Origin of the sequence: Reinekea sp. G2M2-21, assembly GCF_015687175.1 — a bacterium.
Lineage (GTDB): Bacteria > Pseudomonadota > Gammaproteobacteria > Pseudomonadales > Natronospirillaceae > Reinekea.
In genome coordinates this window covers 305,089-317,646 of record NZ_JADPQG010000005.1, presented here as the reverse complement: position 1 = coordinate 317,646, position 12,558 = coordinate 305,089, and the positions used below count along the sequence as shown (strand labels likewise).

Below are 12,558 nucleotides of genomic sequence, written 5' to 3'. Positions count from 1 at the left end.
CACGTCTTAGGATAACCGGCTACCGGAACAGTTAAGAATGCCATTAGGACACAAAACCCACTTGGATGAGTCGAGGCATCGAGGATGCGCTCAACTCAAACGTGGCTTGGTTTGCTTATCGCGATGTCGCTTACCAGCGATAACCTAAGGAAACACCGGTCGACATTGCATTAAGCTCCACCGAATCGCCGTACAGCTCAACATTTGCAGTCGCGTAGCGAAGATCAACGCCCGCGGTGATATGGTCAGTCACTAAGAAGTCGACGCCACCATTCAACCAAAGCCCGATGTCCATGCCCTCGTCACTTGTTCTTCCCGAACCGTTATCGTTTTCCTGTGTGGCATAGGCCAAGTTAACGCCGCCACCGATATAGGGTTTAAAACGGGATTGTGCATCAAAATACTTTCTCAGCCCCAGGTGCGCCTCAGCGGTGTAGGTGCCTTTCACCTGGCTGGTCGTATTGTCTTCGCTGCCCGATCCGAACAGATCAACGGCAGCACGAATGCCATGAGATCCGGTATGAAAATCGGCCAATATACCTATTGATCCATGTCCATCTTGTGCACTCCACGCACTGGAATCGATCGTTTTTCCGCCGAAGAACAGCTTGGCATTGACGATTGAATCATTTGCTTCTGCAAGTGTTAGCGAGCTGGCGGATAAACTGACAGTAAGCGCAATCGTCAGCGTAAAAGGTTGTTTCATTTTAAAGACCTCAAGTTAAGTTAACGGGAATTCGCCCTAGGAGGGGAATAATGCCGGTGAACCCTGTGAGCTGGGCTCACATTATCTGGTGATTTTAAATATAAAATTTAGGCGGCTATCTAAGGCTGATTACTATCGGTAACGTTTCAGATAGCGGCCCGACCTAAGAACGCCGTAGCTCTGGGAAGCCTTATATTGCTTACAAAATGCTCAATTCTTTCGCTCGACGTACCGCGGAGCGACGTGAGTTAACCTGTAATTTGCTGTAGAGGTTTTTGGTGTGCGTTCGAAAGGTATTGATCGAGATGAATAACTGCGCAGAAATCTCTGGGCCAGAGAGATCACTCGCCAATAGTTTTAAAACGTCTAACTCACGCTCTGACAATGGTTCTTGCAACGCTGGCACGGGCACAGATTGAGTGGATACCGACGCATGGTGCTCAAGTATTTGATCCAGCCATGCAGACCGTTGTGCCGTAGGCAGTGATTCTTCGATCCACTCAATAAAGCTCGCTTCAGGTATGTAATTTCTGGCCTCAGCCCAAATATTGTCGATAATCCGCGCCGCATCTTCAGTTGTACAGATCGCGTGACATAAACTGGCGTTTAACCGGTTAAGAGCTGCAATCTGCTGCATCATTTGTCTTTCTTCAACACTCTGGGGCGCTGAATCTTCGTCGGTGAGATAATCAGTGAGCTCAGAGTGATAACCAGCAAACGGTTTTAACTGGCGTTGATTGAGGGTAGTTTGGTTGATCCTAGTGTCCATCTTCCTTTCCAGAGTTTTCATCACTTGTCGATAGTGCTATTTTCTGGCGTTTAGGCCGGTGTCTTCGTCCTTTCCGAGTGAGAAGGACAGGCTTTTCAGCGATTTCAAAGGAATTCAGGATGTTTATAAACGGGGTTGGCGTTGGAATTGGCCTGTTATTTCTATCATTGCTCTATTTAAACCGAAGTGATCATAAACCCACTCGGCTCGTAGGCGGTGTCATTGCCTTATTCTGCTGGTTATTATCAGGCTCCGTTATGCTGGATGAGGGAGGCATCTTCACGCGGCTGTATATTGCCTCAGTCCCCGTTGTCTTTTTCTTACTGCTACCGATAATTTATCGGTATCAGCAAGTGATGACCGCCTATGGGTCTGAGTCTCGGCTAAACAATAGCTCGACTCATTGGATACCTGTAATTCTGGCCAGCCTACTGAGCTTGTCGATCGGGTTGATGCCGAATGACGACTTCGATGCCATGTTTATAACCGGTTCGGATCAGCTATCCGTGTGGGCAAACCTGAACTCAATCGGCTTTTTTGTGCTGTTTGTAGGTTGGACGGCACTGAGCTTCCTGTATCTCAGTAAAATAGTGATGAATACCAAGACGTATCACCAACGTCTTCAAACAGAGTTTGCTAACCATGAGGGTAAACGGTTGGATTGGCTTGTCGGCTTTGCCTGCCTGTTGGTGGCCACCTGGATATACGCCCTGATCGTATTAGGGATGCCTTCCGACAACTCGACAGTACTGATCAGCGAAACCGCACTGTCCATTTTGGTCCTCATTCTGATGTGGATGTTTTCCATACAGGCTTTAAACCGAGAGCCTGCTTTCTCAGATTCAGAGCCGGAACCGGAAGACACGTCTGAGCAGAAGTATTCAAACTCATCCATTGATGATGAGCGCCTAAAACGCATCGCCGACAAAGTTGAACGAAAAGTGGTGGAAGAAAAAACCTATTTAAACCCGGACTTGGATGCGTCTATGCTTGCTTCAGAGTTGGGCATTTCCGTCCATTATTTGTCTCAAGTATTAAGCCAGGAAATGCAAACTAATTTTTACAGCTATATTAATGATGCACGTATTGAGGCGGCGAAAGAGGAGCTTAAGAACAGTAAACGTACTGTGTTAGAGATCGCTATGGCTGTCGGGTTCAATACCCGGTCATCGTTTTATAATGCGTTTAAGCAAAGAACGAACATGACGCCGAGTAAATATAAGGCGACCGCTACGTCGACGGAGTCTATATCCTAGCCCACAATCACCTTTTCGCGAGCCATCGTTTCATTTCACTTTTGTGACGTCAATCTGGCAACGTCTCGTGTCGACATCCCTGCTGAGCACCCGATACCAACATCGTGATTCACCGAACTATATTTCGTCATCAGTCGTCTCAAATTATTAGGTCCCAAGAGGGAGCATTGGTGTACTACACTATTAATTACTGGCAATACCCTGACACGCCCCTGTGAGAAAACTGAAATCGTTGCAATCACCCACTATTCATGGCTATGGGCTCTTGTGAGCGACCAATATGATTCGATGGCGGTTAAGCAATATTCGTTGCTCTGGAAACGCATCGCAATAGTCTTCCACAATCTCAGCATTCGTTTTTGACAGCTCATTCAACAGCAACTGTTGGCGTAAGAAAGCTATCACCTCGTGCCGACTCTCAAGCTGGTCATGACTAAAAAAACTTTTACTGTAAGCGCGTGCAAAGCCCGCATTCAAACAATCATCTATTATCGTTTCTGATTGCGCTTGCATGAACACTCTAGGCTTATCTGAACACAACCGAGTTTTTATGCCGCTTAAATCCCGCTCGCCGTTCATCAACAGTATAAACTGGCCCTTGGGTTTCAACAGGCGAAAAGCTTCTGCCTCAACTGCAGGGGTATAGCGGCTGATGACTATGTCAGCACATTGCCTATCGAGGCTGGTGCGGTGCACATTCTCCTGACGAAACTGCAGGTTCTGACGCGGCGATTGGTCACAACGCTGACAAGCCGTATGAAAGGTCCACCCGGGTTCAATACCAATTACCCGCTGATTAAACGCTGCCATTTTGGCGGTAAACAAACCATCACCACAACCAAGATCAACGACCGTTTTCTCTGGGGAAGATTTCGAACGCAGCATCTTTTCAAAAAAATGGTCTGCGTTATCCAAGTCAATATCGGATGTGACATCGGTGTACGAGAGTTTGGCATTCCGAGACGTGTGGCCAATAGAGAATAAATCCATAACATGACTCCTCTTACCTACTAATGCAGTTGAATGTGCTGGTAAAAAGACCCCGACAAGCGCCGGGGCGAAAGGGTTACTTTAATGCTGACCTTCAATTTAAAGTTGAAAGTCAGCTAAACCCAGGAACATGTAACAACGTTACACGGTGACGGAAAAACTAAGGGTTAAAGGTGTGGCTTTGCCATGCCGTATCGTAGGCAGGACCATTAATCACGGTCACAAAGAAGTTAACCACATCGCCCGCGTTCAGGTTGGAAATGTCGTACTGGTGGTGACCATCGACCACTGCCATTCTGACGTTCTGTTGAGCGCCACCATTCACGTTGTAATGGATATCCGCAATACCACCGTCCTGCACAACCACCCGCACCGTATTTGCATTCAGATTCGACGCGCATACTGTTTCACAGGTTGGAGTCTGGGGCTCTTCAGCTGTGGTGAAGCTAGTAGTAGCGCTGGCGTTTGAAATATTGTCAGAGGTATCCACGGCGACAACAGAAACCGAATAGGTTGTTGAGGCACTCAAGCCCGTAACATTCAATGCATTGGTAGTCGCAATGAAGTCCCCGAACCCGGCGATACTGACTTCGTAATGATCCAGCGCGACATTGTCGGTTGATGCATTCCAGTTCAGCTGTGCCGAGTTATGCGTTAGGCCACTGACTACGGGTGTACCCGGTTGAGTCGGCGCTTCTGTGTCCGGCGGAACAACAACGTTCGAACCAAAGATATGCTGCGCCCAAGCGGTGTCGTACGCCGGTCCATCGATGACGGTAAAGAAGTAGTCGATGGTGTCGTCTTTTTGCAGATTGGCGATAACATATTCGTGTTCATTGCCGACCGGGGTCATGCGAACATTCTGTTGCGCCCCATTGTTAACCTTAAAGTGTAGATCCACCATGACACCCACTTTCGATGTCACCACCAGCGAACTGCCCTGTTCTGCAACACAGAAGTCTGTGCAGGAAACGACTGGCGCTTTGGTGGTAAACGATGCGCTGGAAACCGCTGAGGATTGCTGCGCTGTGTCAATGGCAACCACATCTACACGGTAACTGGTGTTCGCATCAAGTCCCGTCAGAACCTGTTCGGTTCCGTTCACGGACAAAGCCGTCACCAGCGTATTGCCCTTCAACACATTCACCACATAGTGGCTAACACCAAAGTCATCTGTTGAAGCGACCCACGTTACCGTAGCGCCCGTTTGGGTGATGCCAGAGACGCTGACGTTAGCCGGTGCTGTCGGCGGCTGATCCTCACCTGAGGAATCGTCGGTAGTGAAGCTACCAACGCGCACAACGGACTGATTATTCGCGCCATCACGGGCAACAATAGCTACGTTGTAACTCCGCAGAGGTGTTAATCCGGACACGCTGACCAAGGGTACTTGCGTCGTGGTATTAATAGTCACATCACCAGAAACGGTCACATCATAGGCGATAACACCTACGTTATCAGTGGAGGCTGCCCAGGACAAAGACGCGCTCGATGAGGTCACACTGTTGACTGCAATAACACCCGGCTGTGAAGGTGGAACTGTATCCGCGACGCAGGTATCCGGTTGCTGACCAGATTTTTTCAGACCAAACTGATTACCGCCGACGCAGATCGCCATTCCGTCAGAGAAAGTGACCAGGCGTTGCTGACTGCTGTAGTTATACGCTACGTATGTCAGTACGCCGTTTTTATCAAACACCATCGCTGCTGGAGAGTCCGCTGTGATGGATCCGTTGCCAGACTTCAGGTGGCCTAATCCAGCGAAACTATGAATCCAATGGTAGGTATGTGCCACGGTTTCACCGGCTTCAACATCGTAGTTGAAATTCATGGTGTTGAAATCAGCAATCGCGGCTTCCGGTTCGGTCATCGCCCAAATATTCCACCAGACATCACGCCATTGATCCTGCGCCAAACCAGAAGGTTTACCATTGCCGGATTCTTTCAGACCTAGTTTCACATAGTCCTTAAGGTAATCCGCATGCTGGCCAATGTGCATTACCAGAGGATTCAGTGGCAATCCCTGGATGCCGAGAATGTGTGCGTACGCACCGCTGAACCAGGTTGAAAACACATGACCATTGCCCCAGATGATTGACGTGGTCATCTTGTCGTATTCTGGAGAAAAGTTGTCGTAAGGCGCTGACTTACCCAAATAACGATCGATGTTATTCCAGTATTCCCAGTAGGCTGCGGTTGACGACGCGTGCAGATACATACCGTGTTCAGTCAACGCTTCGTTACCGGTGATCATGCCGTACAACACAATCGCACCGTAGGCATTCGCCGCTTCCGACGTCGACTCGTTGTTATTACCCAAGGTAAAGTTAGCGTGACCGGAAGCCCAACTAAAACCATAGGCTGGGTCAAAATTTCGTGCATAAGGGAACATGGGGTCATTGCGGTCCGCCGCATAATCGCGAATCAACATTTCAACCATGCCACCCCAGGCATTGGGTGCACACCAGCTTTTGTCGGTTCGGCAAACCTCGGCAGCAGCACGAACAAAATAGCCGTAATGGAAGTGGTGGTCGTTCAGTTGTTGCTGGGCGCCAAAACTTTCGTCATAACCGAGCAAGGTGTTCCACTCGCTGTCGTAAGAAAAATATTTGGTTTTATCGGCAACGCCATTGGTTTGCGCCGTAAACCAATCTTCCAATTCCGCCTTCAGCCAATTGGTCAGTGTCTGGTGTTGCGCCGTTAAACCATGGCTGTATGCCAGTGCCGCTAATTCGGCGACTTTGCCGTAATTTTTTCCGGCCCAATAGGTATCACCTTTGTCATTCCAACTGCCTGGCCCCTGAGCAATGAACTCGTCAATCAATTGCGTCAGTTTAGCAACATCGTAGCTATCAGGTTGTGCTGGCAACGTCGGTAACACGCCAACAAACGGCAGTTCATAACTGAAGCTGCTCATAGGAGCAAACTTGGTGTAACCGCGTGCGCTGCGAATCTGATCCTGCGCATTCACCGGTGTTACCGCATTTTTCCACGCCATCGGCAATAGACCGGCCATGGTTTGTACGGGTTGGCCATTCTGTAAATACTGTTGCGTAATGGTAACGGCTTGCGTTGAATCCGAAACGTTATAGGAAATGTTGACTTCATCAATGCGATTCAGCGCATATTGCGCGTACCGGTCAATCATGCCGGAATCGGGTAACGCATCACCGGTTGGCAACAAGGCGATGGTGACCTGACCAGAACTGTTCTGTACTCGGGTGCTTTGCGATTCAACGTCAATGAACTGAGTATCGCCTTGACCGACAACCAGGAAAGTGCCCCGATTACCGGCAACGTCAGTCCATAAACCTAGCTGATTACCGGACTGATGATAGACATTTTTTTCCGGTCCGTTTTGCGCCTTGCTCTTGAGTACCAACTCACCACGCAAAACATCCACATAAACGTAAGGTGAGCCATGCACAAAGGTCGCCCGCATAATTGCGGTACCGTTCTGCTGCCACTCGACGGTCATGGAACCGTCTGAATAGTCATACAGCTTGGCGTCCATATTGCTGTATTGGCTGTTGGCAATGGCCAGACCATCGAAGACTTCATCGAAGGGTCCCGGTACTTCATAAATATCGGCATTGCCGTTTTTATAGGCCAGACCACCGGGAATGCTCAGCATACGGAAACCGCGATTGCTGACACGCGCAGTGATGGGATCTGGTGTGATGTAACCCGCTTTGCTGACATCACCAATAGGCATGTCACCAAAGAATGAAACCGATCCCCACCAACGGTGAGTACCGGTATGTTTGTTGGCCGCAGGACCCGTCAGGTGTGGATACAATGGCGTCGGCTCGCCAATAGCGCCATTCACTTCGTCACAACCAGCAATGGCAGGTTCAACAACGCCGGCGTTATGCACCCATGTGCCATGATCTATCGAGCAGGTATAGCCCTCGGGATTGGCTTGGTCGGCAATACTGCCAGCACCGACGGGAATGGTAGCCGCATGAGCGGCGGTTAAGGTGGCACCTAATACAACGGCACTGAACAGACTGTGACGTGCAAAATAAATAGGTGCTTTCTGAGTATTGTTGTTTTTGTTTGTCATCGATTTTCCTCGATCTCTTTGACTGAAAGCGCTTACATTCTAACCGCAGAACCGGCACCAAAAACAAGCGCTTTTTTGCTCAAATCTCGACCGACGCACACTTTTGTAACAATTTAATGGAAACCGATTGGTCCTATAAAGAAAGCCAAAACCACAATATAACCCTTTAAAATCAATGGTTTGCACCATTACGCATTACTGCACAACTGTGCAATGGTATCGAAAACATACTCAACGATATGAAAAACTAGTCTATGTAACCGCTTACATGATGTTCGATCCAGTGATAGTTTGAAAAAGGCTCATTTTTGGCGCAAAAAAATTAAAAAGCCAAAAGCGGCACCTTTACGCTGACAGGCACCTGGTCTGGTCGGCGCTCACGCAAACAGCATGCTTCAGAGGCAACGATGAATAACAAAAACGCAAAAAAATCGGCGCGCACAAAAGGCGCGCAGATCAGCGGACTGACGGTATTGGCTGCGGCGATAACGCTGCAAGCCGCGTCTGCTGCAGATTGGCCAACCGAACAGATTGGCCAGGGCGCTGTCAGCCTGGAACGGGTCGGCAGTCAAATATTCAACTGGGTCCAGGGCGATCGTGCAGATCGCTCACCACCCCAGAACCCCTATGTGACCAGTGATTTTAACAGCCCGATTCCCAGCAACGATTGGGCATCCAGCTTAATCGTAGATCAATACTCCAAGGCACTGCACGCGCATCCGTTAAGTTTTAAAGCCAGCGCTCAAGGTTTTGAGGTGTCCATGCCACCAGAAGTGATTGGTCCGGTTGATGCCATGGGCGAAACGAGTGTCCGACGCAATCACAACGGCAATGTCGATCTGGTTGTGAACGGTACTCGTTTAACCGCAAATGACGCCCGCTTACGCAGCACCGGCGATTGGACCTATGACATTGTCATGGCCGACAGCGATGCCGAAATGGACATCACCATCGGTCATGGTTTGCCATTTGCCTACTTCACATTTTCCGGTACCGATGCCGTTATTAATCTGGCGCGCAATGCCAGCGTTAAAGAGGTCGTTTACCAACAAGGTTCTGCAGCACTGATACGCGTACTCGACCCGGTCGACAACGAGTTTAACTACTACGGTGTATTTTATCCGAACGTTGCGAACTTCACGCACAGCAGCAATCAATTGAGCATCGATTTTCCAACCGATACAGGTTACATGTCGGTTGCCGGTTTGCCTGACGGCAGTACCGAAACCTGGAACCAGTTTCACGCAGTGGCCTACAACTTTGTGACCGACACCCGAGTTGATTGGCAATACGATGAAAACAATGCGGAAGTGATCACGCAATACCGTGTGACCACAGACAACAAACCCGAAAGCACCAACACAGGCAGTGTGCTGGCGTTGTTGCCACACCAATGGCGACACAGTACCACTGATGCCAACGCGTCAAGTTACGATTCGGTGCGGGGTGAAATGAAAACCATCGTCGGGAACGGCTTCACCACAGTCATGCCATTCCACGGTATTTTGCCGCAACTGCCTATGCCGGAAACAGCTGAATCGGTAGGCATGCTGACCAAACACTTAACCGATTATTACGGCTACGGCTATAGCTTGGAGCCGCAGTTTATTCAGCCAGGTGTCGACGGTGGCAATACCGGATACGATACCTACTGGATGGGTAAAAACCTGAATCGATTATCGGGTTTGGTTGCAATTTCGGATGCCCTTGATGACAACAACCCGGAATTGTTGGACATCACAACAACCATGTATGACGCATTGAAAGCCCAATTAGAATTCTGGTTCGATGGCAACAAAAATCGGGAAGACAATTACTTTTACTACGATCAAAACTGGGGCACGCTCATCGGTTATCCGTCAAGTTACGATACCGATACCGACCTCAACGACCACCACTTCCATTACGGCTATTGGATTAACGCTGCCGCGCAAATTGCGATGCGCGACGCCCAATGGGCGGAAGACAGCAACTGGGGTGGCATGGTCAAAGAACTGATTAGCGACATTGCCACAGCTGATCGCGACAGCAATCGTTACCCGTTCCTACGCAATTTTGACGTATACGAAGGCCATTCATGGGCCTCTGGCACTGTGCCATACGTTGAAGATGGCTACTACCCGGAAGGCAACAATAACGAAGCCAGTTCAGAGGGTATCAATGCCTGGGCCGGGCTCATTTTGTGGGGCGAAGCCACCGGTGATAAAACGATCCGCGATCTCGGCATTTACCTGTACAGTCACGAGGTGGAGGCCGCCAACACATATTGGTTTAACCTGTATGGCGATGTAGGTCACCCAGATTACCCAAATGAAGAAATTTCCAGGGTCTGGGGGGGCGGTTATGACCACACAACCTGGTGGACAGAAGATCCTATTCAAACGCACGGCATCAACATGCTACCCATTACCGGTGCGTCACTTTACCTCGGCAAAGATCCTGAGTTTGTGCAGCGCAACTACGATGCAATTTGGACCGAGTACGCCAACTGGGACGGTGACAACGGACTGTTTAACAAAGAACAGGTTAAGGTGCGCTGGCAGGATATCGTTAACGAATATCTGGCGTTTGCCGATGTCGATGCGGCTATTGCCAACTGGAAAGACAAAAACATTTCTGATGATCCGATCAATGGCGTCGACCCGGCGCTGGGCATCGAATTTGGCGAATCCCGTGCGCACACCTACCAGCACTTGCAGATGCTGAAACAATTTGGCCAGCCAGACTTTTCCATTCGCCCGATCGATCACACTCTGGGAGCGGTGTTCAACAACAATGGCGTAAAAACCTACGTCGGCTACAACCCCACTGACAGCGTCAAGACACTGAAATTCAGCGACGCAATGGGCTTGGTCGATGTACCGCCGAAAAGCTTCGCGCAAGGCTCGGGTGAACCTGTGATCATTGTTCGAACTGACTCAGATAACGATGGAATATACGACAGTGTTGACCAATGCGAGAACACGCCCGAAGGCGAAACTGTGAACGAGGTAGGCTGCCCGGATACCGACCGCGACACCGTCTTCGACAACCATGATTTGTGCCCTGCCACACCCACCGGAGCTGAGGTTAACACGGTAGGTTGCCCAGATTCTGACAACGACGGTGTGTTTGATAACGTGGACCAATGTCCGAATACCGAACAGCTCAATCCGCCTGTGCCAGTCACATCGACGGGGTGCGCTGACCGTGACCAGGATTCTGTGCCGGATACCGATGATTTATGTCCAAATACGCCGCCCGGACAAGCAGTAGATGCCGACGGTTGTGCGGTTTATGACGATGATAATGACGGTGTGATCAACAGCCAAGATCTGTGTCCGAACACGCCTGCCGGTAACCCCGTCAATGCGCAAGGCTGTACCGATACCGACCAAGATGGTGTGGCGGACACCGCCGATCTTTGCCCTGCATCGGTCGCGGGAAGCACAGTGAACGAACAGGGTTGCGGTGATGACGATAATGATGGCGTCGCTAACAATCTTGATGCCTGCCCAAACACCACTCCTGGTACCGTGGTGACCGCAAACGGATGTCCAGTGCTGCCGTATGGACTTGAATCGAATGACAATGGGAACGCCGTACTGTATCTGAACAGCAGTGACTGGGCGGATGCCCACTACCGCATTAACAACGGTGCTCAGCAAAACGTACGCATGGTGCAAACGGGTAGCCGCAATGAACGTGCGCTCAGTGGCCTGCAGGATGGCGATACCGTCAGTGTTTATTTCACTTACCTGGATGATGATTGTGCCTGCGTAAAAGATACAGCAACCGCGAATTTCACCTACCAGTCCGGCCCCGTCTTAGACGATGACAATGATGGTGTGGCAAATTCGAAAGATCTGTGTCCGAATACGCCCGTCGGAGCCACAGTCGACACAAACGGATGTGAAATCATTGTAATTGGCGATGATGACGGTGACGGCGTAAATAATGACAACGACCTGTGTCCAAACACGACACCCGGGGCGGTTGTCGATGCCAATGGATGTGAAGTCATCGGTACTACCTGGGGCGTTACCGATTTATCGGACGACCAGGTGACGGTGTACCTCACCACAACCGATTGGGCAGACATTCATTTCCTGGTGAACAACGGCGCACAGCAGAATGTTCGCATGATTCAAACGGGTAGCCGCAACGAATGGACGATTAACGGTCTCGTGAATGGCGATACGATCCGCTTCTGGTTTACCTATCTGGACCCAGACTGTGGCTGTGTCAAAGACAGCGTGCAAGTTGAAACTATCGTTGGCGGCGATCCGTTGCCGGATTCCGATAACGACGGCGTGGACGACACTCAAGACCAATGTCCGAACACGCCAGCAGGCGATACAGTGGACAACGTCGGCTGCACCGTGGAACCGCCTCAGGACAGCGACAACGACGGCGTTATCGACAATGAAGACCTGTGCCCGAATACACCGGCGGGAACCACGGTCGACGCTAACGGATGTGCAGTGAGCACGGAAGATCCGTTCGGAGCTGTTATTGAGAATTCTTCGCAAGTATTGATCTATGCCAACACGAGCGCGTGGGCTGACGTGCACTATTGGCGCAATGGGGGCGCGCAACAAAATGTGCGTATGATCCAAACCGGAACCCGAAACGAATATAGGATTACAGGATTGGCGAGTGGCGATACGGTGGTTTACAACATCACCTATTGGGACAACGCATGCAACTGTGCGAAAGACTCGACCACCTTAACCGTATTGATGCCGTAAGCAGGCTATTCAACAAACCTTAAAGCGCCTCCGGGCGCTTT

General features: G+C 50.1%; 6 protein-coding genes. 2 read left to right on the top strand and 4 right to left on the bottom strand.

Annotation, left to right across the window (positions count from 1 at the left end; genetic code table 11):
- Positions 1-130: 130 nt before the first annotated feature.
- Entirely contained in the window at positions 131-706 is a 576-nt protein-coding gene (locus tag IYN85_RS18595) for an OmpW family outer membrane protein (protein ID WP_196160432.1), read from the bottom strand.
- 199 nt (positions 707-905) lie between these two features.
- The gene (locus IYN85_RS18590; protein ID WP_230390841.1) at positions 906-1,475 is read right to left on the bottom strand and encodes a LuxR C-terminal-related transcriptional regulator; all 570 of its coding nucleotides are present in this window, start codon (positions 1,473-1,475) and stop codon (positions 906-908) included.
- 119 nt (positions 1,476-1,594) lie between these two features.
- Here IYN85_RS18590 and IYN85_RS18585 point away from each other — a divergent pair, with 119 nt between their 5' ends.
- The gene (locus IYN85_RS18585) at positions 1,595-2,731 is read left to right on the top strand and encodes an AraC family transcriptional regulator (protein WP_196160430.1); all 1,137 of its coding nucleotides are present in this window, start codon (positions 1,595-1,597) and stop codon (positions 2,729-2,731) included.
- Between the two features lie 255 nt (positions 2,732-2,986).
- Here the strand turns inward: IYN85_RS18585 and IYN85_RS18580 are convergent, their stop codons facing one another.
- Both IYN85_RS18580 and IYN85_RS18575 read right to left on the bottom strand, forming a co-directional pair.
- The gene (locus tag IYN85_RS18580) at positions 2,987-3,721 is read right to left on the bottom strand and encodes a bifunctional 2-polyprenyl-6-hydroxyphenol methylase/3-demethylubiquinol 3-O-methyltransferase UbiG (RefSeq protein ID WP_196160429.1); all 735 of its coding nucleotides are present in this window, start codon (positions 3,719-3,721) and stop codon (positions 2,987-2,989) included.
- Between the two features lie 160 nt (positions 3,722-3,881).
- On the bottom strand, positions 3,882-7,787 hold the full coding sequence (locus IYN85_RS18575; protein WP_196160428.1) for a glycosyl hydrolase: 3,906 nt from the start codon (positions 7,785-7,787) through the stop codon (positions 3,882-3,884).
- 407 nt (positions 7,788-8,194) lie between these two features.
- On the opposite strand from IYN85_RS18575, the gene IYN85_RS18570 reads away from it, so the two are divergent.
- On the top strand, positions 8,195-12,517 hold the full coding sequence (locus tag IYN85_RS18570) for a glycosyl hydrolase (RefSeq protein WP_196160427.1): 4,323 nt from the start codon (positions 8,195-8,197) through the stop codon (positions 12,515-12,517).
- Positions 12,518-12,558: the final 41 nt, after the last annotated feature.